The 25,767-nt window shown below is 54.9% G+C and carries 18 protein-coding genes; 15 read left to right on the top strand and 3 right to left on the bottom strand.

Features of this window, described 5'->3' with window-relative positions; all coding sequences use genetic code 11:
* The first annotated feature begins 220 nt into the window (after window positions 1-220).
* The 12 genes from HRQ60_RS15725 (at window position 221) to cyoD (ending at window position 18,494) form a co-directional block, all read left to right on the top strand.
* The gene (locus HRQ60_RS15725; RefSeq protein WP_246281355.1) at window positions 221-2,044 is read left to right on the top strand and encodes a sensor histidine kinase; all 1,824 of its coding nucleotides are present in this window, start codon (window positions 221-223) and stop codon (window positions 2,042-2,044) included.
* Window positions 2,044-3,639, top strand: a complete 1,596-nt coding sequence (locus HRQ60_RS15720) for a response regulator (protein ID WP_425501690.1) — start codon at window positions 2,044-2,046, stop codon at window positions 3,637-3,639. The genes HRQ60_RS15725 and HRQ60_RS15720 overlap by 1 nt, the downstream gene beginning before the upstream one ends.
* 308 nt (window positions 3,640-3,947) lie before the next feature.
* Window positions 3,948-4,940, top strand: a complete 993-nt coding sequence (locus HRQ60_RS15715; RefSeq protein WP_172197084.1) for an ABC transporter permease — start codon at window positions 3,948-3,950, stop codon at window positions 4,938-4,940.
* Window positions 4,941-4,953: 13 nt separating this feature from the next.
* On the top strand, window positions 4,954-5,862 hold the full coding sequence (locus HRQ60_RS15710) for a carbohydrate ABC transporter permease (RefSeq protein ID WP_172197081.1): 909 nt from the start codon (window positions 4,954-4,956) through the stop codon (window positions 5,860-5,862).
* A gap of 177 nt (window positions 5,863-6,039) precedes the next feature.
* The gene (locus HRQ60_RS15705) at window positions 6,040-7,740 is read left to right on the top strand and encodes an extracellular solute-binding protein (protein WP_172197078.1); all 1,701 of its coding nucleotides are present in this window, start codon (window positions 6,040-6,042) and stop codon (window positions 7,738-7,740) included.
* 361 nt (window positions 7,741-8,101) lie between these two features.
* On the top strand, window positions 8,102-9,835 hold the full coding sequence (locus HRQ60_RS15700; protein WP_172197075.1) for an ABC transporter substrate-binding protein: 1,734 nt from the start codon (window positions 8,102-8,104) through the stop codon (window positions 9,833-9,835).
* 235 nt (window positions 9,836-10,070) lie between these two features.
* Window positions 10,071-12,422, top strand: a complete 2,352-nt coding sequence (locus HRQ60_RS15695) for a glycoside hydrolase family 95 protein (protein WP_172197072.1) — start codon at window positions 10,071-10,073, stop codon at window positions 12,420-12,422.
* Between the two features lie 70 nt (window positions 12,423-12,492).
* Window positions 12,493-13,842 (top strand): GH1 family beta-glucosidase, encoded by a 1,350-nt coding sequence (locus HRQ60_RS15690; RefSeq protein WP_172197069.1) that lies wholly within the window; start codon window positions 12,493-12,495, stop codon window positions 13,840-13,842.
* Window positions 13,843-14,524: 682 nt separating this feature from the next.
* Window positions 14,525-15,499 carry a ubiquinol oxidase subunit II gene (gene cyoA / locus HRQ60_RS15685; RefSeq protein ID WP_172197066.1) on the top strand — a complete coding sequence of 325 codons (975 nt, stop codon included), beginning with the start codon at window positions 14,525-14,527 and terminating at the stop codon, window positions 15,497-15,499.
* Window positions 15,500-15,560: 61 nt separating this feature from the next.
* Window positions 15,561-17,534: a cbb3-type cytochrome c oxidase subunit I gene (locus HRQ60_RS15680; protein ID WP_172197063.1), complete on the top strand. Its 1,974-nt coding sequence runs from the start codon at window positions 15,561-15,563 to the stop codon at window positions 17,532-17,534.
* Window positions 17,534-18,148 (top strand): cytochrome (ubi)quinol oxidase subunit III, encoded by a 615-nt coding sequence (locus tag HRQ60_RS15675; RefSeq protein ID WP_172197060.1) that lies wholly within the window; start codon window positions 17,534-17,536, stop codon window positions 18,146-18,148. Before HRQ60_RS15680 ends, HRQ60_RS15675 begins: the two co-directional genes overlap by 1 nt.
* Before the next feature lies 1 nt (window position 18,149).
* Entirely contained in the window at window positions 18,150-18,494 is a 345-nt protein-coding gene (gene cyoD, locus HRQ60_RS15670) for a cytochrome o ubiquinol oxidase subunit IV (protein WP_172197057.1), read from the top strand.
* Between the two features lie 97 nt (window positions 18,495-18,591).
* On the opposite strand, the gene HRQ60_RS15665 is transcribed toward cyoD, so the two are convergent.
* Entirely contained in the window at window positions 18,592-20,091 is a 1,500-nt protein-coding gene (locus HRQ60_RS15665; protein WP_172197054.1) for a glycoside hydrolase family 43 protein, read from the bottom strand.
* 171 nt (window positions 20,092-20,262) lie between these two features.
* Here HRQ60_RS15665 and HRQ60_RS15660 point away from each other — a divergent pair, with 171 nt between their 5' ends.
* Together HRQ60_RS15660 and HRQ60_RS15655 are read left to right on the top strand one after the other, a co-directional pair.
* On the top strand, window positions 20,263-21,258 hold the full coding sequence (locus HRQ60_RS15660) for an ArsR/SmtB family transcription factor (protein ID WP_172197051.1): 996 nt from the start codon (window positions 20,263-20,265) through the stop codon (window positions 21,256-21,258).
* Window positions 21,197-22,252 carry an SGNH/GDSL hydrolase family protein gene (locus HRQ60_RS15655; protein ID WP_172197048.1) on the top strand — a complete coding sequence of 352 codons (1,056 nt, stop codon included), beginning with the start codon at window positions 21,197-21,199 and terminating at the stop codon, window positions 22,250-22,252. The genes HRQ60_RS15660 and HRQ60_RS15655 overlap by 62 nt, the downstream gene beginning before the upstream one ends.
* A gap of 57 nt (window positions 22,253-22,309) precedes the next feature.
* Here HRQ60_RS15655 and HRQ60_RS15650 read toward each other — a convergent pair whose 3' ends face one another.
* Together HRQ60_RS15650 and HRQ60_RS15645 are read right to left on the bottom strand one after the other, a co-directional pair.
* Window positions 22,310-22,708, bottom strand: coding sequence for a GtrA family protein (locus HRQ60_RS15650; RefSeq protein WP_246281354.1), 399 nt, complete (start codon window positions 22,706-22,708; stop codon window positions 22,310-22,312).
* On the bottom strand, window positions 22,695-24,710 hold the full coding sequence (locus HRQ60_RS15645) for a glycosyltransferase family 39 protein (RefSeq protein WP_172197043.1): 2,016 nt from the start codon (window positions 24,708-24,710) through the stop codon (window positions 22,695-22,697). The genes HRQ60_RS15650 and HRQ60_RS15645 overlap by 14 nt, the downstream gene beginning before the upstream one ends.
* Before the next feature lie 215 nt (window positions 24,711-24,925).
* Here HRQ60_RS15645 and kduI point away from each other — a divergent pair, with 215 nt between their 5' ends.
* Window positions 24,926-25,759, top strand: a complete 834-nt coding sequence (gene kduI / locus HRQ60_RS15640) for a 5-dehydro-4-deoxy-D-glucuronate isomerase (RefSeq protein WP_172197040.1) — start codon at window positions 24,926-24,928, stop codon at window positions 25,757-25,759.
* The last annotated feature ends 8 nt before the right edge of the window (window positions 25,760-25,767 follow it).

Raw genomic sequence — 25,767 nt, 5'->3', positions numbered from 1 at the left:
CGTCCAACCGGGCTTCAAAAGTTCCTTCGGCCTTCGGTAGACGGGGCGCGCCGCAGCTTTGCACTGTTGTCAGTATAGTCTGCTTTTCCCAAATTCGCAACGGATGAAAATGAGGCCGGGAGCGCGGATGAACAGCGGCTTCTTTCTGTGGTATGATGAAGAAAGGCCGCATGGCGGCCGACAAGAAGAACGACATAACGAATCGCGGGATGCACGGGGGATGAAATACGTGATGAGAAGATTGACCCAACCTTTTGTCCGATGGCTGAACGATATGAAAATACGCAACAAGTTGATCTTTTTTTATGTAATCGTTGTCATGATTCCGGTGCTGATCGTCGGGTTCATCGTGATTCAATATTTCAGGCAGGACGCTCTGGCGAAGGCCACGGAGCAGACCGAGAACAACGTGCAGCGGATCAAGACGCAGATCGAGAACCAGCTCAACGTGCCGATCAGCGTCTCGAATCAACTGCTGCTGGACCGCGACATGGAGCGTGTGGCAACCACCATGTATTCGGAAGAAGATCCGATCGAATTGGTCAATGCCTACCGCGGGTATACCGATTTTACCGATTACGTGCGCGCTTACAGCGAAATTCGGGGCATCCAGCTGTTCACCGATAATCCGACGCTGCTGGACAACCTGCAGTTCATGAACGCCAACAGCGAGATCCGCGCCGCCGGCTGGTATGAACGGGCCATGAAGGAACGGACGATCTATTGGATGTATATCGACGATATGAACGACCCGACGGCTCCCGTCGTGAAGCAGCTGAGCCTGGTCCGGCAGATCTTTTTTTCGACTACGGGCAAACGAAGCGTACTGGTGATCCAGGTCGATACGAACTATTTGAACTCCCTGCTCAGTCAGGAACCGTTCGATACGATGGTCGCCGACGAAGACGGTTATATCGTCGCGGCCAAAGACCGTTCGTCGGTCGGACGCACGCTTGGCGATATGGGCTTTGAGGTGGCCGTCGGCGACAAAGAGCAGGAGCGGACATTCGAGCGGGCGATCGACGGGATCGACTACCGGGTTTCGATCAATACGCTTATTCCCGACTCCAGCAAAAGCGGCCTGACGATCGTCTCTGCTTTTTCGTCCGCCAGTATCGTGCACGACGCCAACCGGATCGGCCTGATCGGAGCGGCGCTGATCGTCTTTATTTTGCTGATGGCCCTGCTCGCCGTTTATTTCAATTCAAGGCTGATCAGCTCGCGTCTGCTCAAGCTCAACCGCAATCTCAACCGCGTGGCGGAAGGCGACCTCGATACCGTATCGCGGATAGACGGACAGGACGAGATCGGCCAGCTGTCCCAGCAGTTCAATTATATGGTGACCAATATCAAGGAATTGATGAGCCAGGTCTACGAGGCGAGCGAAGCGAACAACCGGCTCGAAGTGATGCAGCGGGAGATCAAACTCAAAATGCTTGCCAGCCAGATCAATCCCCATTTCCTGTTCAATGCGCTCGAATCGATTCGGATGCGCGCCCATATTCAAGGGGAGAAGGATATTGCGCGCGCCGTCCAGCTGCTTGGCAAATTGATTCGGCGCAATCTGGAACTGGGGAATCGCCATACTTCGCTCAAGAACGAGCTGGATATGGTTCGTTCCTATCTCGATATCCAGAAGTTCCGGCACGGGGACAGACTGCATTACGAACTGCTGGCCGAACCGGATACGCTTGAAGTGCTGCTGCCTCCGCTAATCGTACAACCGTTGATCGAAAACGCTATCGTTCACGGCTTGGAGAACAAGGAAGCCGAAGGCGCCGTTTCGTTTCATGCCGTGAAGATCGGTGACGAAGTGCTGATCGACGTGATCGACAACGGGGCGGGCATGACTCCGGAGCGATTGAGACAAGTCGAAGAATCGATTCGCGAAAAAGAAGAAAGCGAAGAGAGCCGGATCGGACTGCGCAACGTGCATCAGCGGCTGATTATGACCTATGGGGAAGAGTGCGGGCTGCGCATTTCGAGCGAGCTGGGCAAAGGAACACAAATTTATTTCAAGATACCCGCCGGGAGGGACGAATGATGTATAAAGTGCTGATTGTGGACGATGAACCGATGATTCGCGAAGGTCTGCGCACGATCGTCGATTGGGAAGCCGAAGGGTTTGAGATTGTCGACACGGCGTCGAACGGCAAAGAGGGACTGGAAAAGTTCGGCCGGATCGAACCGGACCTGACAATCGTGGATATCCGGATGCCGGGAATGACGGGACTCGATCTGATCGAAAAAGTACGCAAAGAGAATTCCGTGGCCCATTTCCTTATTCTGAGCGGGTATGCGGAATTCGATTATGCCAAGCGCGCGATTGTCAGCGGAGTCAGCGGTTATCTGCTGAAGCCGGTCGACGAAGAAGAACTGGTCGAAGAGCTGCGCCGGGTGCGCGAACTGCTGCAGCGCGAGCAGGACGCCCAGGCCGCGCGCAGCGAACAGGAAGCGTCGCTGCCCAAAGCCCAGCTGGTCGAAGAGCTGCTGTTCGAAGACGAGCCGCAAGGCGGGGAGCAGCGAACGAAGCTGGCCGAAGCGCTGGGGATTTCGGCGCCCGCTTACCGGATTGCGCTGCTGGATGCGCACGGCGGAGTCGAAACGGAGTCGCGCCAGCATGCGGTATTCCGTCAGCGGTTAAAAGAATCGTTCGAAGAGCGGGGCGGCAGTATTCTGTTCTCGGCCGGTTCCCATATCGGGCTGCTGCTTGTCCGCCAGAGCCATGTCGAATGCGGCGAGACGCTGCGGGCCCAACTGGCCGAAGCGGCGGGCGAATTGGAATTTCATGCATCCTGCGGCCCACTCGTGGAGGATCTGACGGAACTTCCCGCCTCTTTCCGGGAAGCCGAACATCTGCTGCATGCGCGGTTCTTTTTTGAAAACGGCTCGGTCATCGACCGTGCCGCTTACGAGCAGCTGTTCAGCGCCGCGGAATCGGCCGAAGGCGTCGTTGAAGCCGAAGACGGACCGCAGTTGGGCGACAAGCTCTACTATGCGCTGGATATCCGCAGCCGCGACGCCGTGGACAAGGTTCTGGCCGAGCTGGAGCAGGCGGCCGTGAGCCGGCGCATGGATGAAGCGGCGGTGCGCGGAGAATACTCCAGGACGCTGTCGCTGGCGATGGGCAAACTGTCTTCCGCCGGTTCTTCGGCGGGAGAACAGGCGCAGCTCTATCACAGCCTGCTGCTCTCGGATGTGAACCAGGCCCAGAGTTACGGCGGATTGAAGCGTCAGGTCCATGCGCGACTCAGCGAACTGGTCGACCGTTTCGGCGGAGCGAACAAAGACACGGTGCTGAAGCAGATGATCGACTTTATCCGCCGGAATTACAGCGAGAACCTGAAGCTTGAGCTGCTGGCGGAGATGTTCGGCTACAACAGCGGGTATCTGGGCAAGCTGTTCAAGAATTACACAGGCGAATATTTCAACGCGTTTGTCGATAAAGTCCGGGTCGAAAAAGCGAAAGAACTGCTGGCCCAGGGGCTGAAAGTGCATCAGGTGGCGGCGAGAGTCGGCTATTCCAACGCGGATTACTTCCATTCGAAGTTCCGCAAATACGTCGGGATGTCGCCGTCCGCTTACCGCAGCGAATCGCACGGCGAGCAGCAGAGCGGCGAACAAAGCGGCGAGCAATAAACGCTTTCGCGATCTTTTTCGTGAGGATCCGACATTTTTCATAGAACAAAAGGGTGAACAATTAGGGACTAACTCTAATTTTCAGCCTAGACGGGTGAAGAATTAGAGAAACAACTCTAATTTTCAGCCTAGACGGGTGAACAATTAGGGGGCCAACTCTAATTTTCACCCTATTTTTTTGCGAATTTTCGGGGGAGGTGTTTTCGATGTCTAATTTTCGCATGATTTTGTCTAAAATTCATAGGGTATGCGCTTTCAAAGAAAACGCTTATCATTAAAACATAAAGAAATCAGGAGGGGTTATAGAAATGGGAACGCTCACAAAAGGCGGTACTTCCAAAAACCCGGGTACTCCTGCTGCCGATCCAAACGCTGGTAAGCGCTTCAAAAAGCAAGGTTTCTGGCGTACTGCTCTGCAGCAAAGGTATCTGTATTTAATGTCGTTACCGTTCATTATTTGGGCTTTTGTGTTTAGCTACTTGCCGTTATGGGGCTGGACGATGGCCTTCCAAGACTTCAAACCGGCCAAAGGATTCTTTGAACAAAAGTGGGTCGGATTGAAGCATTTCCAAGACCTCTTCATGGACGACCGCTTCTACCTCGCTCTGCGCAATACGCTGGCGATGAGCGTAATGGGTCTGGTTGTCGGATTCATTATCCCGATTATCTTCGCCATCCTGCTTAACGAGCTTCGCGGGATCATGTTCAAACGTTTCGTGCAAACGGTCTCTTACCTTCCCCACTTTGTATCGTGGGTCGTCGTAGCGGGTCTCGTGACCAAGATGCTGTCGACGCAGGGCGGAGCGATCAACGATTTGCTGGTCGGACTTCATATCATTAACGAACCCATCCAGTTCATGGCCAAAGGCGAGTGGTTCTGGTACATTGTAACCGCTTCCGACGTTTGGAAAGAAATGGGTTGGAACACGATCATCTATCTGGCGGCCATTACGGGGATCGACCCCGAGCTGTATGAAGCTTCCCGCGTCGACGGAGCAAGCCGGTACAGACAAATGTGGCACATCACGCTTCCGGGTATCCGGACGACGATCTCGGTACTCTTCATTATGCAGATCGGTCACCTGCTGCAGATTGGCTTCGAGAAACAATTCCTCCTCGGCAACAACTTGGTGTTGGAATACTCGCAGGTGCTTGAACTGTATGCGCTGCAGTACGGATTGCAGATGGGACGCTTCTCGTACGGTACCGCAATCAGTATCTTCAACTCCGTTGTCAGCGTTATCCTGCTGTTCACGGTAAACGGCATCTTCAAAAAAGTATCCAAAGAAAGCATCATGTAAGGGGGGAAACGTCATGGCAGCACCTAAAGCTTTTAATGCCACACGCGGCGATAAAATATTCGACATCGCCAACATCGTATTAATGTCGTTGGTTCTGATCGTTACACTGTATCCGTTCCTGAACGTATTGGCGATTTCGCTCAACGAATCCTCCGATACGGTCAAAGGCGGCGTCACGATCATTCCTCGGGCTTTAACTTTCGAGAACTATCAGCAGATCTTCCAGTACGAAGGGCTGATCCGCGGTCTTTGGAACTCGATCCTTCGTACGGTAATCGGTACGGTGTTCGGTCTGGCCAGTGCGTCGATGTTGGCCTACACGCTCAGCCGTCCCGATTTCCAGGCCCGCAAGTTCACGTCGACATTCCTGGTCGTCACCATGTATGTCAGCGGCGGTATGATCCCGGTCTACATCCTGTTCCGCGACTTAGGCCTGCTCGGTTCGTTCTGGGTATACGTTCTGCCGGGTATCGTCAGTGCCTTTAACGTTATCGTTATCCGTTCCTTCATGGACGGCCTGCCGTATGCGCTGCAGGAATCGGCCAAGCTTGACGGAGCGAACGATCTGACCATCTTCTTCCGCATTATTCTTCCGCTCTGTAAGCCGGTACTCGCAACCATCGCGCTGTTCCTGGCGGTCGGACAATGGAATTCCTGGTTCGATACGTATCTGTACAACGGCAGTCATCCGGAACTCACTACCCTGCAGTTCGAACTGATGAAGGTACTTCAGAGTACCCAGCAGGGCGGCAGCGGGCAGCAGGTCAACACAGCCAACATGGCAGAGCAGATGAAGCAGATCTCGCCGGAATCGATCAAAATGGCGATCACCATCGTGGTTACGGTACCGATCCTGATCGTGTATCCGTTCCTGCAAAGATACTTCGTCAGCGGTATGACGCTCGGCGCGGTAAAATCGTAAGTCAATTTTGATCCATCAAAAGTTCCTCGGGTATTTACGGGAGGCTCAAGCCTCCCGATATACAAAGGGCGCTTTGCGAAATTCGCCTGAAGTACATTTTCGGACTGTTTTGACAAAGAGCTCCATACAGATAAAGAGAAAAATTCTCAGGGTGATTGAAAAGGGAGGTTTTTTGAAGTGGTAAGTAAAAAAGCAAAATGGGTAGCGCCGGTTGCCTTGGCATCCATCGTAGGTCTGACAGCATGCGGCGGCGGCAGCGATACAGGTAAAAGCGGTTCCGCAAGTGAAGTCGAAAGCGGACCGATCGAATTCTCCATGTTCAGCGCGGATTCGAACAGCAACTGGGTAGGGATGCAGGACGCGGTAGGCAAAAAGATTACGGAAAAAACGGGAGTTACGCTCAATGCGGAATACGCAGTCGGCGGCGATACGCAAAAAGTCTCGCTGATGGTCGCTTCGGGCGAATATCCGGACTTGATCATGCCGAAAGGCGACACAAGCAAACTGGTTGATGCCGGTGCGCTGGTGGATCTGACGGAACTCATCGACAAATATGCTCCGAACATCAAGAAAATGTACGCGGAAGACATGAACCGTCTGAAGTTCAGCAAAAGCGATCAATCGATCTACATCATTCCGACTTACAGCGGCGTAGGCCAAACTTCGTTTGATGCGGGCGGCGGTTTCGAACTGCAGCTTGAAGTGCTGAAAGAACTGGGTTACCCGGAAATTCGCACACTGGACGATTACGAAAAAGCCATTAAGGAATATTATGCGAAAAACCCGACGATCAACGGACAACCGACGATTCCGATGACTTTGAACGCGGACGATTGGAAGATCATGATCGGCGTAACGAACCCGGCCTTCCAGGCGACAGGCCTGCCGGATAACGGCGAATTCTACATCAATCCGGAAACGTATGAAGCGCAATTGCACTACAAACGTCCGGAAGAAAAAGAATATTTCCGCTGGTTGAACAAAATGTACAGCGAAGGTCTGCTGGACAAAGAAACCTTCACGCAAAAAAGCGACCAATACCTGTCCAAAATCTCCAGCGGACGCGTGCTGGGTACGATTAACCAAGAGTGGGATTACGCCGAAGCGGAGAACGCTCTCAAAGGTTCGAGCGACGCAACGACCCAGAACCGGATCTTCGGCCACTTCCCGGTTACGCTTAGCGAAGAGTACAAAGACCATTCGTTCATGGACGCCGGTTTCCCGGGCGGCTACGGAATCGGCCTGACTACCAACCTGAGCGACGAAGAGCAGATTCGCGCTATCAAATTCCTCGACTGGCTGGCTTCCGACGAAGGCCAAGTCCTGGTACAGTGGGGCGTTGAAGGCGACCATTACAAAGTGGAAGACGGCAAACGCGTAATTCCGCAGGACATTCAAGACCGCAAAACGAACGACAACGTCGCGTTCACCAAAGAAACGGGAATCGGCATGTACACGACGATGTCCCCGCATTACGGCGACGGCGTCAAAGACGCAACAGGCAACTATTACACCACGAACTTCCCGGAACAAATTCAAAATGCGTATACGCAGCCTGAAAAAGACGCACTGAAAGAATACGGCGCGACAACCTGGAAAGACCTGTTCCCGAAAGCCGAAGAACTGGGAACAAGCGATTGGGGCGCAGCGTACAACCTGCCGGCTCCAAACGACCCGGCTTACACGGTAGCGTTCCAAAAATCGCAGGATATCGTGCGCAAACGGATTCCGGAAGCTATTCTGTCCACACCGGACAAATTCGATGCCGTCTACGATCAAATGCTTGAAGAATTGAATTCTTCCGACATTATCGAGATGGAGAAAATCTTCTCGCAGCAGATCAAAGACACGGTTGAACTGTGGGGCACAGGTAAATAAGGGATAAGAACAATCAGTGATTTTAAGAAAAAAGGCCCTCAAAAGGGACTTTTTTCTTTTTCAAACAAAAATAAACATTTTCGTTGACAAAACGTTTTCGGAGCGTTATATTCTTAACTGTAAGCACTTACATTATTAAATGAAGAAATTATTCAGGCTTTATTCGAAAACGCTTCTACCCGATCAGGAGGTACCGCAAGCAGACGGAATAAAGTCTAATTATTTATTAATAATGTAAACGCTTAATCTGACAACTATCGCAAAAAGTACAGGTTACCCAAGCGAAGTCGGACAGGATCGGTATGATCGGGCAAAGCCCGTTGTACACATATAAATTCCATCCAAAGGGGGATGTAGATTTATGAAGGGGAAAACAAAGAAAATTGCGGCTTTGCTCATGACAAGCACACTGGTTGTAGCAGCGGGGTGCGGCGGTGGCGGCGACACAGCAACCAAAACGCCGGCCAGCACAGACACGGGTAAGAAAACAGACACGGCTGCAGCCGACAAGACGCCAAGCACCGAGCCGGTAACGTTCACGTTCTTCGGCGGCGATGCCAGCCCGAACTGGACCGGTATGAAAGACGCGGTAGGCAAGGTCATCACGGAAAAAACAGGAGTTACGCTGAATGCCGAATTCGCGGTCAGCGGTACCGACCAACAAAAAGTCGCCCTGATGATCGCTTCCGGCGAGTACCCGCAAATTATCTTCCCTAAAGGCGAAACCAGCAAACTGGTCGACGCCGGCGCCATGGTCGATCTGACCGAACTGATCGATCAATACGCACCGAACATCAAACGGATCTATGGCCCGTACATGAACCGTCTGAAGTTCAGCAAGGAAGACCCTTCCATCTACACGATCCCTACAAACGCCATGGTCGATCAAACGTCTTTCGATGCCGGCGGCGGATTCGAAGTACAGCTGGCCGTTCTGGAAGAGCTCGGCTATCCGGAAATCCGTACCGTTCAGGACTATGAGAAAGCGCTCAAAGAATATTATGCGAAACACCCAACGATCGACGGTCAGCCTACCATTCCGCTTACGCTGAACGCGGATGACTGGAAGATCATGATCACCGTTACGAACCCGGCCGTATATGCAACCGGCGGACCGGATGACGGCGAATACTACATCGATCCGGAAACGTACGAAGCGAAACTGCACTACAAACGTCCGGAAGAAAAAGAATACTTCCGCTGGCTGAACCACATGTACAACACCGGCCTGCTGGACAAAGAATCCTTCACGCAAAAGAACGACCAATACCTGGCTAAGATCGCAAGCGGCCGCGTTCTCGGTCTGATCGATCAGAACTGGGACTATCAGGAAGCCGAAAACTCCCTCAAAGGCGCGGGCAAGCATGAGCGCACTTACGGTCACTTCCCGGTTACACTGACAGAAGAGTATGAAGACCATTCCTTCGTCGATATCGGCAACGGTTCCGGCTACGGTGTAGGCCTGACAACCGCATTGAGCGAAGAAGAGCAAATCCGCGCGATCCAGTTCATTGACTGGATGGCTTCCGACGAAGCTCAAATCCTCAACAACTGGGGTATCGAAGGCGAACACTACAAAGTCGAAAACGGCAAACGCGTCATCCCGGCTGACGTGCAGGATCGCAAAACGAACGACAATGCGGCTTTCACAAAAGAATCCGGTATAGGCCTGTACGCTCCGATCTCCGTTCGTTTCGGCGACGGCGTGAAAGATTCGACAGACAACTACTACACAACGAACTATCCGGAACAAATCACGGCGAACTACAGCGAACCGATGAAAAAAGCACTTGCCGCTTACAAAGCGACAACTTGGAAAGATCTGTTCCCGGACAAAGACGCATTCCCGGTTAAAGCATGGGGCGCGGCTTACAACCTGCCGGCTCCAAGCGGTGCAGACTACACGGTTGCTTTCCAAAAATCGCAGGACATCGTCCGCAAAGCGATTCCGGCTGCAATCGTAGCGACTCCGGAAGAATTCGATGCTATCTACGATCAAATGCTTGAAGAGCTGAACGGTTCCGGTATTCCGGAAATGGAAGCGACTTACACGCAGCTGATCAAAGACACAGTCGAAGCTTGGTCGGCCAAGTAACCTAATCTTTCGTATCGACAAACAGCCTTCATCCCTTGGGATGGAGGCTGTTTGTTTGAGGTGAATGTCCGGACAAAAAGGTAGAGGGACGATGTGGGAATTGTCGATTAAATTTTAACTAATGAATTGACGCTATTTAGCGGCTGTCTTATACTGAACACGTATGTGTAAGCCGTTTCAATAAGAAAAACCGGCAAAAATCTAAAACGTTTTCTGAAAACGGGGGCTGGTCCAAATGAAGCAAAACCGAACGCATAAATTATGGTACAAGCAGCCTGCGGAACGTTGGGAAGAAGCTCTCCCCGTAGGCAACGGTCGATTGGGTGCGATGGTCTTCGGCGGAGATCGCCGCGAACGCCTGCAGCTGAACGAAGACACCCTCTGGTCGGGCTTTCCGCGGGACAAAGTCAATTACGATGCACAGCGGTATCTGAAGCAGGCCAGAGAGTTGATTTTTGACGAGAAATACGGGGAAGCCGAACAGCTGATCAATCAGCGGATGCTGGGCTGGAATACGGAAGCCTACCAACCGCTGGGCGATCTGTATATCGAACGGATCGGCGGCGGAGAAGCTTCGGATTATGAACGGGATCTGGATCTGGAGAACGGGATACTGACTACGGTATTTACCGCGGACAAGGTCCGGTATAAGCGCGAAGTATGGATCAGCGAACCGGATCAGGTTCTTGCGGTCGAATTGAATGCCGACCTTGCGGGAGCCATCGATATCGATGTATCGCTGGAAAGCCTGCTTCCTTATGAGACAGCGGCGGCAGCGGATGGAAGGCTGACGATGAGAGGCATGGCGCCGAGCCATGTGGAATCGAACTACTTCCGGGATCATCCGCAGGGCGTGCTGTTCGAAGAAGGACTCGGCATGCGGTTTGAAGCGCAGCTGAAACCTAGGGTCTTCGGCGGAGAAGTTCGCGCGGTGTCCGGACGGATCGAAATTCGCGGAGCCGACCGGGTCGTTCTGCTGCTGGCGGCGGCGACCAACTTCGAAGCCTACGACAAGCTGCCCGAGAGCGGGAACCGCCGCCCCGAGCGTTTGTGCGAAGCCTGGCTCAAGGCAGCGTCGGATGTAGAGGCTTCGGTGCTGCGGGAGCGCCATATCCACGATCATGCGGCGCTGTTCGGTCGGGTAGAGCTGAACCTGGGCGGTGTGGAACGGGCGGAGCTGCCGACGGACGAACGTCTCGAAGCCTACAAGCAGGGAGCGGTCGATCCGGCTTTGGAAGCTTTGTATTTCCATTATGGCCGCTATCTGCTGATGGGAAGCTCGCGTCCGGGAACGCAGCCTGCCAATCTGCAGGGCATCTGGAACCATCAGATCGAACCGCCCTGGAACAGCAACTATACCTCGAACATCAATGTCCAGATGAACTACTGGCCGGTCGAGTCGGTCAATCTCGGCGAATGCCATGAACCGATGCTGAAGATGATCGGAGAACTTGCCCAAACGGGAAAACGCACGGCGAATATCCATTACGGCGCACGGGGTTGGACAGCGCATCACAACGTCGATCTCTGGCGGATGACCACGCCTTCCGGCGGAGAAGCCAGCTGGGCGTTCTGGCCGATGGGCGGTCTGTGGTTGACCTCGCATCTGTGGGAACATTATCTGTTCACGGGCGATGACAAGTTCCTGCGGGAAGAAGCCTATCCGATTCTGCGCGAAGCGGCGCTCTTTGCCGTAGATTGGCTCGTGGAAGGACCCGACGGCACGCTGACCACGGCACCTTCGACTTCGCCGGAGAACAAGTTCCGTACGGCGGACGGAGAGCCGTGCAGCACCGCGTTCGGCTCGGCCATGGACTTGACGCTGATTCGCGACGTACTGGAGCATGTCGTGGAGTCCGCCGGGATTCTGGGGCTTGCGGAATCCGAAGTGTCGGAATTCGCCGCGGCCTTGAAGCGTCTGCAGCCGCTGCGGATCGGTTCCGATGGACGTCTGCTGGAATGGGGAACCGAACTGGAAGAACACGAGCCGGGACATCGTCATGTCTCGCATCTCTATGGGGTCTATCCGGGGCGTTCGATCAACCGGGAAGAATCGCCGGAACTGCTTGAAGCGGCCCGGGCATCGCTTGCGGTCCGTATCGAAAGCGGCGGCGGCCACACGGGCTGGAGCTGCGCGTGGCTGATCAATTTGTATGCCCGTCTGTTGGACGGGGAGAGCGCCTATCGCTTCGTACACACGCTCCTGGCCCGCTCTACGCATCCCAATCTGTTCGACGACCACCCGCCGTTCCAGATCGACGGCAACTTCGGCGGAACGGCCGGCATCGCGGAGCTGCTGCTGCAGAGCCATCTGGGCGAGCTTCATCTGCTGCCGGCGCTGCCTGAAGCCTGGCCGGACGGCTCCGTACGCGGGCTGCGCGCACGCGGAAGCTTTACCGTCGCGCTGGAATGGCGCGGCGGACGGATCCGGTCGGCCGAGATTACGGCCGACCGCTCCACCGCGGTCCGACTGCGTACGGACCGCGCTTTCGAAGGCGCCCTGCCGGCTGCCGCGGGCGAGGCGGGAGCCTTCACCGGCGCTTTGACCTTTGCCGCCGGGCAGACCGTTCGCCTCGCCTTCGAGTAGGCGAAGCGCCTGGGTCTGCGCGCGGTGCGCCGCAGACCCCTTACATTCAACTTATGGAGGAACGACAACGATGACGATTTTTCAATTTCCGAACGACTTCAAATGGGGAACGGCTACGGCCGCTTATCAAATCGAAGGAGCCGCAAAGGAAGGCGGACGGGGTCCGTCCATCTGGGATACGTTCTCCCATACGCCTGGCCGGGTCTACAACGGCGATAACGGCGATGTCGCCTGCGACAGCTACCACCGCTACGAGGAAGATGTCGAGCTGATGCAAGAACTCGGCATCAATACCTACCGTTTCTCGATCTCCTGGTCGCGGATTATTCCGGACGGCGACGGCGAGATCAACCAGGAAGGGCTGGACTACTACCACCGTTTCGTCGACAAACTGCTGGAAGCGGGCATCGAGCCGTTCTGCACCCTTTACCATTGGGATCTGCCGCAGACGCTGCAGGACGTGGGAGGCTGGGAGAACCGGCGCACGATCGACGCTTTCGTCAAATACTCGGAAGTGATGTACCGCGAATTTTCCGGCAAGATCAAATCCTGGCTGACTTTCAACGAGCCTTGGTGCATCGCGTTCCTGTCCAACCTGATCGGCGTTCACGCACCGGGCAAGCAGGATCTTCAGGTTGCTCTCAACGTGGCGCACAATCTGCTGGTGGCACACGGCAAATCCGTGTCCAAGTTCCGTGAACTCGGTTCTGATGGGAAGATCGGGATCGCGCCGAACGTAGCCTGGGCCGTGCCGTATTCCAAAAGCGCGGAAGACCAGGGAGCCGCGGACCGCAATATCCAGGTGTTCTCCGACTGGTTCCTCGACCCGATCTACAAAGGCAGCTATCCGAAGCCGCTGTACGATTGGTTCGAGCAGTCCGGCCATGTGCCGCCGATCGAAGAAGGCGACATGGAAGCCATTGCGCAGCCGATCGACCATATCGGGATCAACTATTATGCGATGAGCGTCAACCGGTTCAATCCGGACGGCGGCTATTTGCAGATGGAAGAAGTCGACATGGGCTTGATCAAGACCGATATCGGCTGGCCGGTCGAGTCGAGAGGCCTGTACGAAGTCATCCATTATCTGCAAAAATACGGCAACATCGATATCTACATCACGGAGAACGGAGCCTGCATCAACGACGATATCGTTAACGGCAAAATCAACGATACGCGCCGGATCTCCTATCTGCAGCAGCATATTGCTCAGGTACACCGCGTCATTACGGACGGGATCAACCTCAAAGGGTATATGGCCTGGTCGCTGATGGACAATTTCGAATGGGCGGAAGGCTACCGGATGCGTTTCGGACTCGTGCACGTGGATTACCGTTCGCTGAAGCGGACACCGAAAGAAAGCTTCTACTGGTACCAAAACGTCGTGAAAAACAACTGGCTTGAGACTCGCAGAGAGTAGGAGAGCACCCCCAAAGACGCGGATTCCCGCGTCTTTTTTGCGTTTTTCGGGAGTATGAAAGGTCTAAACCGCTGCACAAGAGCCCGGCACAATGCGATATTTCGATACGGATCCAAGAGAGCGAAGCAGCCAACCGCATACAAAAAGCCAAATAAGTGTGAGAAATGTCACAGAAATGTCGAAGAAACCGCTATCATCTTGATGCATTCGCAGGGCGGGAGGTCGATAATAGGAGAAAGACGCAAAGGAGGCGGCATCCAGATCAGACAGAATGCGCAGATGAGGCACATGAGGCTTACAGTGGGCAAGAAAGATGTTTAGGATGAGTCCCGAAGATGTTATAAGGCTATAGAAGCCTATATAAAGGAAGAGAAAATTTAAATTTGAAATAAAGTGAGGTGGGAGAAGAACAATAGCCGGTTATGGAAGGGAAGCGGATAGGGAAAAGAGCTGATTGAGACCTTTTTCGGGCTTTAAAAAGGGTTTGACCTTGAATAAAGTGTTTTTCAAGGCCCTACATCACGGTTTCTCGCCAATAGTTTGACATCTTTGTTAACAAAGTCAAAACTTTTCGAAAAAGCTGTTCATTTCTGGTATCTTTAAGTGTAGAATCAAAGTTGCGTTTTAATGTATGAAATGCTTGTCGAATTTATTGAGCGTTCAACAAAGAGAGGGGATCCACATGGGCAAAAAACGAAGATCGCTCGTTCGCGCAGCTTTCTCGGCCGTCATGCTCGTTATGACGATGCTGCTGCTCTCGGGATGCGCGGACTATATGGTCCTCGATCCGAAGGGACCGATCGCCGCAAAGCAGTTGGACCTGATGATTATCACCGTCATTTTGTGCGCGATTATTATCGTGCCGGTGCTTATCATTACGTTCATCATTGTTTGGCGCTATCGGGCCAGCAACAAGAAGGCCGACTACAAGCCGGAATGGGCACACAGCAACCTGCTGGAGGCGATCTGGTGGGGAATTCCGATTGTCATCATTATCGTCCTCGCTATCATCACCGTGCGTTATACGCATGAACTCGAACCAGCCAAAGCTCTTGCAAGCGACAAGGAAGAAGTTACGATTCAGGTCGTGTCGCTGAACTGGAAATGGCTCTTCCTGTATCCGGAAGAAGGGATCGCGACGCTTAACACGATTACGATTCCGGAAGATCGTCCGGTACGTTTCGAACTGACGGCCGATTCGCCGATGAACTCGTTCTGGATTCCGGAATTGGGCGGACAGATTTATGCGATGTCCGGTATGTCCATGGCGCTGCATCTGCAGGCCGACGAGCCGGGAACCTACTTCGGTACAGGCGCGAACTTCACCGGTGAACACTTCGAGAACATGACGTTCGACGTTCATGCCACGAGTGATGCCGACTACGAAAAGTGGATCGCCGAAGCGAAAGCGTCGCCGAACACCATCACGGCAGAATCGTACGAAGAAATGTCCAAGCCTACGGAATCGGAAGAACCGACCCTGTACTCTTCGTTCCCTGAAGGCATTTACGAAAGCATCGTGACCAAGTACATGCACGAAGGTGCCGAGCTTCATCAGCACGGAAGCGCAGCTGAAGGCGAAGCGGACGACACGGCATCGGCAGATTCACAAGCGAACTCGGAAGAACACGATTCTTCTTCGCACAAAGGCCACTAAGATCCGGTCTTAGACAAGATCGGCTGATCCGAACAATCAATGCAACGAAAGGAGCTCCCTAATGCTCGAGAAAATCAAAGAGTTCGCATCCGAGTTTTTTGTAACGGGCGACCCGCTCATCTACGGCGCGGACGCATCTATCGTTCTGGCGACGCTCGGGATTGTGTTCGTACTGACGTACTTCAAAAAATGGGGCTGGCTCTGGAAAGACTGGCTGACGACCGTCGACCATAAAAAGATCGGGATCATGTATATCCTGGCCGCGATCGTCATGCTGTTCCGCGGCGGCGTCGATGCCGTTATGATGCGAACCCAGTTGGCTTTCCCGGATCTGAACTTCCTGGAAGCCGACCACTATAACCAAATCTTTACGACGCACGGCGTCGTCATGATCTTCTTCATGGCCATGCCGCTGATGTTCGGTCTGTTTAATATCGTTGTGCCGCTGCAGATCGGCGCGCGCGACGTCGCTTTCCCTTTCCTGAACTCGCTGAGCTTCTGGCTGTTCTTCGCCGGTGCCATGCTGTTCAACCTGTCGTTCGTCATCGGCGGTTCGCCTGACGCCGGCTGGCTCGCCTATCCGCCGCTTTCCGGTTCGCAGTTCAACCCGGGCGTCGGACAGAACTTCTACATCTGGGGGATTCAGATCTCCGGTATCGGCTCGCTCGCGTCCGGTATCAACTTTATCGTTACGATTCTCAAGATGCGTGCTCCGGGCATGACGATGATGAAAATGCCGATGTTCACCTGGTCGGTATTCGCCGCTTCGACGACGATCATCTTCGCTTTCCCGATCCTGACAATCACGCTGCTGCTGCTGTTTATGGACCGCTTCTTCGGCGCCCATTTCTTCACGCTTGACGGCGGCGGCAACCCGATGATGTATATCAACCTCATCTGGATGTGGGGTCACCCGGAAGTGTATATCGTCGTTCTGCCGGCCTTCGGCGTCTTCTCCGAAACGGTGGCAACCTTCGCGAGAAAACGACTGTTCGGCTACGCGTCGATGGTATTCGCCATGGTCATCATCAGTATCATTTCGTTCTTCACCTGGGCCCACCACTTCTTCACGATGGGCTCCGGCGCAAACGTAAACTCCTTCTTCGCGGTTTCGACGATGATTATCGCGATTCCGACCGGGGTCAAGATATTCAACTGGCTGTTTACCATGTATAAGGGCAGGATCAGCTTCCCGACTCCGATGATGTGGACGATCGCGTTCATACCGGCATTCGTTGTCGGCGGAATGACGGGGGTTATGCTGTCTGTTGCACCGGCGGACTTCCAGTTCCACAACAGTTACTTCCTGATTGCCCACTTCCACCAAGTGCTGATCGGCGGTACAGTGTTTGGCTACTTCGCGGGTCTATACTACTGGTGGCCGAAGATGTTCGGCTTCAAGCTGAACGAGTACCTCGGCAAATGGGCATTCTGGTGCTGGAATATCGGTTTCTACGTCTGCTTCATGCCGCAGTACCTCGTCGGTCTCGACGGTATGACTCGGCGGATCAGCGTATTCAAAGACCCAGATTGGCAGGGTCTAAACATTGCTTCAACGATCGGTGCCTATATCATGGGTATCGCATTCCTGTTCCAGGTCGCTCAGATCGTCTACAGCATCTTCCGTCACGAGAAAGACACGACGGGCGATATCTGGGATGCTCGTACGTTGGAATGGTCGATTCCTTCCCCGGCACCGGAATACAACTTCGCGGTTATTCCGCAGGTTCACAGCCGCGACGAGTGGTGGGAAGAGAAAGAACGTCGTGCGAGAGGCGAGAAGCCTTGGGATCTCGGACCGATCGAACCGATTCATATGCCGAAGAATTCGGCTATTGGACCGATTATGGGAGCTTTCTGGTTTGTTGCCGGTTTCGGTCTCGTCTTCCACTGGCTGTGGATGGCCATTCCTGGCCTGCTGGGCGTATTCATCTGTATGTACGCTCGTTCCTTCAGCGCCCACAAAGCGGAATACTACATTCCGGTTGACGAAATTGAACGAACTGAAGCTAAGTTAAGAGGGGGCGCGGTATAATGGCACAGTCTCCGGCACACGGCACGGATCATCACCATCACGCTGCGGGTCATCATGATCCGCAGGATATCAAACTGCTCGGTTTCTGGATCTTCCTCGTAACCGACGTGATCTTGTTCGCAACGCTGTTTGCGACATTCATCGTTCTTCGCGGCGGTACGGACGGCGGTCCTACCGGCGCGGAACTGCTGGAGATTAACGGGATTATCATTTCGACATTCCTGCTCTTGACCAGTAGTTTCACAAGTGGTGTGGCCGTACTGGCCATGCACCAACACAAAATCAAGCAGATGATTATCTGGCTTGTGATTACCGGATTACTCGGGGCAGGCTTCCTGTACCTTGAAATCAACGAGTTCCTTCATTTGATCCACGAAGGCGCGACGCTGCAAACCAGCGCGTTCTGGTCGGCGTTCTTTACGCTCGTCGGCACGCACGGTGTGCACGTTACGGTGGGTATCGGCTGGATGATCTCGATCATCATTCAGATCGTTCGCCGCGGTCTGACCGACGATACCAAAGGAAAAGTTACGGTATTCAGCTTGTACTGGCACTTCTTGGACGCGGTCTGGATCTTCCTGCTCTCGATCGTGTACCTGATGGAGGTGATGTAAGGTGGCGGATCACAACAATACGCACAACAGCCACGGTGGGGATCGTCACGAGCACGGTTCGCTCAAATCCTACATCATCGGTTATATCATTTCGATCGTTCTGACGATCATTCCGCTCGTTGTCGTCCTGAACGACATGATGGGCCGCACGGCGACTATCGCGGTTATCATGGTAACGGCAACGCTGCAGTTTCTGGTTCAGCTGATCTTCTTCATGCACGTGCGTGACGGAGAACAGCCTCGTTGGAACCTCATCACGTTGATCTTCGGGGTTCTGATCCTGCTGACGATCGTCGTCGGTTCGATCTGGATCATGGGCAACAACTCGATCGGCATGAAAATGTAGACAGGCAATTTGAAAAAGAGTCCGCTTCGGCGGACTCTTTTTTTGTTGCGAAGAAACGCGATTTGCAGGTAATCAAGCGGGAAAAGGTCGCGGCGATTTACACGTATTCGCATGCAAAGTCGGTGAATTCGGCTTCCGCGCCTTTGCCTACCGCGTACAAGCCGATCACGACGCCGGTGAAGCCGCCTGCGACTTCCGACGAGAGATAGCGGGTCTGGGCGCTGCCAAGCGGAATCTCGCGGCCGTCTTCGACAAGGAAGAAATGGTAGCGTTCGTGTCCGGAGCGGATCAGCAGCCGCACGGCGCCTGCACGGCTGAGTGGGATCTCTTTTTCAATAGACTTGATGTCGCCGACGTTGAGTCGCTTGATCACGCTGAGGCTGCTGTCGGCATCGGTGCGGACAGCCAGGTCGTAGCGATGGTTCTCGTCCATGTACAGCGTGACGCCGGCTTCGCCTTCTCGGCCGGAGAGCCGTACTTCGCAGGCGATCGCCGCGTCGAAGTTTTTTTGCCGCAGCCCGATAAAAGTCGGCGAAGCCGCTTCGTCCAACGTGACCGCCGTACCCCGCAGCCGCAGCATATCTTCGCCCAGCTCGTAATTCGACGTCACCGGATGACGCAGGTAACACCAGTCCAGACTCCAATCCGTATTTTCGAACGTATCGAGCTTCTTCTCCCGCTGGCGTACCGTTTCGGGGATCCGGCCGGTCGTGAACTGGGTCAGCGTCAGCCCGTCGTGTCCCGCGGTAAACCAGCCGTCTTCGCCGAACGTAACCGGAGCGAGGAAGACCTCGCGGCCCAGGTGATGATAAGTCAGCCAGCGGCCGATCTGCCGGAAGCCCAAGTGCAGCATCCACCAATGGCCGTCCCCGTCCTGCACCAGATCGCCGTGTCCGACGCCCTGCAGTTCGTAGCCGCCCAGATTCCGATTGGTGAGCACGGGATTGTGCGGGTACGCTTCGAACGGGCCGGACATATGATCGCCCCGGGCGTACACGACCATATGTCCGTATTCCGTTCCGCCTTCGGCGGCCATCAGATAATAGCGGTCGTCGATTTTGTATAGATGCGGGCTTTCCAGGTAACGTCCGCCCGTTCCCTGCCAGATCGAGCGGCTCGGCGACCGTTTGGCTCCCGTGGCAATCTCGATCTCGCACTGCACCACGCCGCCGATTCCGTCGTCGTCCGTTCCGTTGCTCATAAAAAAGGCTTTTCCATCTTCAAAGTACAGGTCCGGATCGATGCCGCCCTGGTCGACGTAGACGGGTTCGGACCATTCGCCGTAAATATCGTCGGTCCAGACATAGAAGTTCTGACGCGTCGTATCATTGGTCGTGGTCATGTAGAACCGTCCCGCATGATACCGGATCGTCGGAGCGAATACGCCGCCGGAACTGTTGACGCCGCCGAGCTGCACCTGGCTCTCCCGGGTGAGACAGTGACCGATCTGCGTCCAGTTGATCAGATCTTGGCTCTCGAACAGCGGAACGCCGGGAAAATACTGAAACGAACTGCATACGAGGTAATAGCTATCTTCGACCTTGCATACGCTGGGGTCGGGGTAAAAGCCTTTGATGACCGGATTGCTGTATTTCATAAGGAGCTCCTTTGCTGAATTCGCTTTTTTGTGAATCGGCTAACTTATTGAATCTAAGCAAATTAAACAGGATCCGCAAGCGCTCTGCAATATGATAAAGTGAAAAAGAGAATTCAAATCCGTTGGATGAATATAAAGATGATTTCAAGTCCCGATGGAGAGAGGCGGCCTATGGTCAAAGCGAACGGGAATAAGGCATTCATGCCGCTTTACGAAGCGCTGGCGAGCGAAGTCAGGTGGAAGATCATGAGCCTGCTGGCGGAAGGAGAGCTTAATGTCAAAGACGTGGCGGAGAAGCTGAAGCTGAGCCCGTCTATCGTCACTTTGCATATCCGCAAGCTTGAAGAAGCGGATCTGATCGGCAGCCGCCGGACGAGAAAGAATGGAGGCACCCACAAACTGTGTTTTCTCAAGCAGCGGAAAATCGAGATCGAGCTGCCATCCAGGCGGGAAGAACCGAAGATCCGGGAACAGTCGATCGCGATCGGCCATTATACGGCTTTTGATATCTATCCGACCTGCGGCCTCGGAACCCCGGAGAAAGAGATCGGCGTCTGGGACGATCCCCGCTACTTTCTCGATCCGGAACGGGTGCAGGCCGCCATTTTGTGGTTTGGACACGGTTTTGTGGAGTATAAGACGCCTAATTATCTGCTTCCGAACCAGCAGGCGGCCGCTATCGAAATTTCTGTGGAACTGGCTTCCGAAGCGCCGGGACTGCGGGACGACTGGCCTTCGGATATCGGATTTGTTTTTAACGGTATCGACCTCGGCACGTGGACCAGTCCGGCCGATTTCGGGCGAGCCGCACGCGGCAAATATACGCCTTCGTGGTGGCATCGCAACGTCAATCAGTATGGGCTGCTCAAAACGATCCGGATCGATGCCGAGGGGACATTTATCGACGGAGAACGAATATCGGCTTCGACGATTGGAGAACTGCGGCTGGACGAACCTTTTTGGACGCTTCGGTTCCAGGTCGACGAGCAGTCGGAGAACGTAGGCGGTCTGACTCTGTACGGAGCGGGCTTCGGCAATCATGACCAGGATATTGTGATTCGGGTGCATATCGACGACAGTCAGACGGAAGGGGAAAACGAAACGAATGCAAATATTTCAAGCAGCGGGAGCGCCGGTCAAAAAGATCGGCCGGACTCACGAGTATAACGGGGCATTGTGGCTCGCTTTGTCGGGCAGCGGCGCTGAATTTACGTTTTACGGCAAAAAAGCGGAGGTCACGTTAAAAGGAGACAGCACCGCGCAGGGCACCGGGAATTTTGCCCGCTTCGGTATCGACGTCAACGGCGTACGGGTCATCGATGACCGAATGGACCAAATCCGCAAAACCTACACCGTATTCGACAGCGGCACCGACGAACAAGTAACGATCCGGATCGTCAAATTGTCGGAAGCGGCCATGTCGACGGTAGGGATCGAAACAATCGGTGTCGAAGCCGAGGAAGGTATCCGGCCCACTCCGGATAAACGGCGCAAAATCGAGTTTATCGGCGATTCCATTACGTGCGGGTACGGGATCGATGACGAAAGCGGAGTTCAGGCGTTCTCTACCGATACGGAAGATGCAGCCCGGGCTTACGCTTACCTCACCGCCCAAGCGCTCGATGCCGATTACAGCCTGGTCGCCTACAGCGGATACGGGATCATCTCCGGGTATACGGAGAACGATGCCAAGCTGCTCACCCATTTGATTCCGGATTATTACGAAAAATGGGCCAAATCCGAAGGCAGACCGGAAGGGGAATTGGAACCTTTGACGATCGATTGGGATTTTGCGCAGTTTGTTCCCGATCTCATCGTCGTAAACCTGGGAACGAATGACGATTCGTACACCCGGGACGTGCCCGACAGACAAGAGGAGTTTGGCCGGCAGTATGTACGGTTTCTGGAGCAGGTGCGAAGCCGAAACGCTCAATCCGACATCCTCTGCACGCTTGGCATGATGGGCGACCGGTTGTATCCCCATATCGAACAGGCGGTCCGCCGCTACAACGAACAAACCGGCGATGCCCGCGTATTCCTGATGAAATTCGATGTGCAGCAGGCGGAGAACGGCTCGGCTTCCGACGGCCATCCTTCCCCGAAGACCCATGCGCACGCCGCAGAGACCTTGACTCGGTATATCGAAAGATTATGGCGTTGAAAAATGGAGTTAAAGAAAGTGCTGCCGACCGTTAAGCGGAGCTGCACGGCCCGCGTGTTACCGGTCCTGCGCTCCCGCCGCTTCTTGGCGAAAGACCCAGCGTCTGCTCAGGATATAATTCAGCGCAAGACCGGGGACGGTTACAAGCACTTTGGCCGCCCACACGGGAATGAAACGATCCAGCAAAACCAGCAGGGCGGAAGTCAGAAAGGCGACGGTCAGGTTCACGATAATGAACCGGGACAGTTCGCCTTTTTGCCGTGTCCGCTTCGTTCCAAACGTCCAGCGGCTGTTCCAATAATAGCTGTTGGCGGTGCCCGCGGCATAACCGGCAGCCTGGGCAAACGGACCGATCCAGCCCTGCAGAAGGAAAAAGACGATAAAATCGACGGCCGTATTGGAAAAACCGACCACCGCGAAGCGCAGAGGGCGGGCGGACCGTTTAACTGTGTTCAAGAGAAGCATCCTCCTTCCGCATCTCGTACAGCGTATAGCCCGGATGCAGGCCAAATGCGTCTGCGGCGCGGCCGATCACTCCGAGAACCGATACGGATGCCCGGTCCGAAACCGGTCGGGTAACGGGATCCGGCATTTTTCCGGGATTCCAGACTGTTTCGGGGACGACCGTTCCGGATTGTTCGACCCAGCGGGCAATCGGATCGGCCAAATGCGGCGTGCCGCCGAGCAGAACGTAACGCAGCTGCCCCGCCGCGATCAACCGGCGGAACCCGTTGAGGCCGATCGCGGGATCCACGCCTTTGAATCCGCCCCAGGCAAGCACCGGTTCGCCGGTCTGGATAATGAGCGCATCGGCGCCGCTGTTGGACGAAGGCATGGCGGCCGCATATCTGGCGGCTCCGCGGTGGCGAAGCAGGTAGTCGACCAGCGCCGGATCGAGCGGTCTGCCATCATGGCTCCAGTTGTCGCCTTGGGCCAGATGGGGCGACGCATAAGGTTGTCTGGCGCTGCCGCCATAGAGAGAAGGCGTGAGCGACCAGAATCCGGGTGCAGCCAGCAGGGCGGACAGTCCGAGCGCGAATGCTCCTCTTGCGACGATCCGGATGTTTGGAAAAGCCAGCGCCAGAATCGCGGCCAGCATTCCGGCAGCGGCAAGCGTCCAGCCGCCGCGGGCGAAGCCGTCGTCTGCGGCAATATAGGCCGCCGTTCCAAAAGCGATCGCGCAGCCGCCGAGCAGCCAGGCGGGCTTGCGGGAGCGGCATAACTCGGCGATCGCCGCTCCCGCAAGCGCCGCAATCGCCGGAGCCAGCATGATGAGATAGTAGCGGTGGAAATAGCCTGCCAGACTGAATACCGCCATCATGGGCAGCAGCCAGCCGGTCCACAGCAGCACTTCGGCCCGCTGACGGGGGCGTCGTACCCACAGCAGCACCGCGCCGAACAAAGCGAACGGCAGCAGCCAGGAGATCTGCCCGGCCAGCTTGACGTCCAGCAGACGAAGCGGGCCGGGAGGACCGTCTTCGCCGGCGGAACTCATGCTGCCTGCCGTCGAAGGAGAAGCGAAGGCTGCCGTTTGCGTCCGTGAGGCCGGGCCCGCCCCGGCCGCCTGCAGACGTTCGGGCAGCGGCAGCGAAGGCGCCAAGGCCAGGAAATCATGCGGCCGGGCGGCTTCTTGGGCGGCTTGCAACGGGGCAGAGAGACTTCCGCCCAGATTGCCGGTCAGACGGCCGATGCCGTTGTAGCCGAGCGCCAGCTCCAGTACGGAATTATGCAGGCTGCTGCCTACATAAGGGCGGTTGTCGGCAGGCGTGCTGTCGACCGCGACGGCCCAGGAGAGCGAAACGGCGATCAATACCGCCGAAGCGGCGCCCAGATGGACCAGCCTGCGTTTCCAGGAAGTGCAACTTGCCGCCAGCACGTACAAGACGAAGGTCGGCAGCACCAGATAGGCCTCCAGCATTTTAACGTTAAACCCGATGCCCACCCAGGCAAAAGCCAGACACAGCTGCCCTACACGACCGCTTCGAACAGCCCGGATCAAGACATATACCGCCAGCATTAGGAAAAACAGAAGCACGCTGTCGACATTGTTGGTCCGGCTGACGGCGGCCGCGATCGGGGTCAGGGTAAGAATCAAGGCTGCCAGCCGCGCCGCCGGCAGGCCCAGCGAAAGCCGAACGGCTGCGTACAGCAGAGCCACCGAGCCTGCGAAAGCCAGAGCCGAGGGCAGAGCCAGACTCCAGGCATGCAGCCCAAGCAGCTTGACGCTGATCGCCTGCAGCCAGAAAGCCACCGGAGGTTTATCGATCGAGATGAAGCCTCCGGGATCGAACGAATTGTAGAAAAAGTTGTGCAGGCTTTGGGTCATACTGACTGTGGCTGCCGTGTAATAGGCGTTGAGATAGCCCGATTTTTCGATCTGATCCAGCGACAGAAACAAAGCCGCAAGAACGAGCAGAACCGGAATGGGATCGATTTTTTTGAGCGGATATGCTTTCATGCCGGCGCCTCCCGAACGGGTGATGGATCCATTATAAGCCCGTAAAATGAAGCAAAGCTGAAGCGCCGCTGAACAAAAGCTGAAGGGTTGTGAACAAAAACGCTCTTTTTGCGAAAATGGCTATACAAAAAGAACTTAATGAACTAATATGAACCTATATAAACGTTCATTTGTACCCGAATCTTACAGAACTTCAACCCGAAAGGATGAATATTGTGGAAAACCGTTATGCTTCTCACCCGAATGAAGTCAAGACTTTCGATACGACCCGTCTGCGGGAGGAATTCCTGATCGAAACCCTGTTTGCACCGGACCGCCTTGTAACCGTTTACTCCCATGTGGACCGCTATATCGTCGGCTCCGCCGTACCCGTATCCGGAGAAATCAAGCTGGAAGCGGATTTCAAGCAGATCGGCGCGGATTATTTCCTGGAACGCCGTGAAGTCGGCATTATCAATGTCGGAGGCGAAGGTTCCGTCACGGCGGACGGCGAGACATTCGAAGTCGGCAAAAACGAATGTTTGTACATCGGCCTCGGAGTCAAGGATGTTACCTTCCGCAGCGCGGACAGCGGCAGTCCTGCCAAGTTCTACCTGGTGTCCACGCCCGCCCATCAAGCCTATCCGACCCGCAAAGCCGGCCAGGGTGAAGCGATTCAGGCGCATCTGGGCAGCATCGACAGCTCGAACGAGCGCACGATCAACAAGTACATCCTGCCGGGCGGCATCGAGAGCTGCCAGCTTGTCATGGGCATTACGGAGCTTGAACCGGGCAACATGTGGAATACGATGCCGTGCCACACGCACAACCGCCGCTCCGAAGTGTATCTGTATTTCAACATGCCGGAAGACGCCGCGGTATTCCACTTGATGGGAGAACCGGAAGAGACCCGTCACCTGGTCGTGCGCAACGAACAGGCGGTCATTTCTCCAAGCTGGTCGATTCACAGCGGCGTCGGCACGAACAATTATACGTTCTGCTGGGCCATGGGCGGCGAGAACCAACTGTTCGACGATATGGACGCGGTGAATATGAAAGACTTAAAATAGATCCTAAC

The organism is Saccharibacillus qingshengii, assembly GCF_013185195.1.
In the GTDB taxonomy this organism is placed as follows: Bacteria; Bacillota; Bacilli; order Paenibacillales; family Paenibacillaceae; genus Saccharibacillus; species Saccharibacillus qingshengii.
The sequence above is the reverse complement of the archived record's forward strand: the minus strand, read 5'-3'. Positions and strand labels throughout refer to the sequence as shown.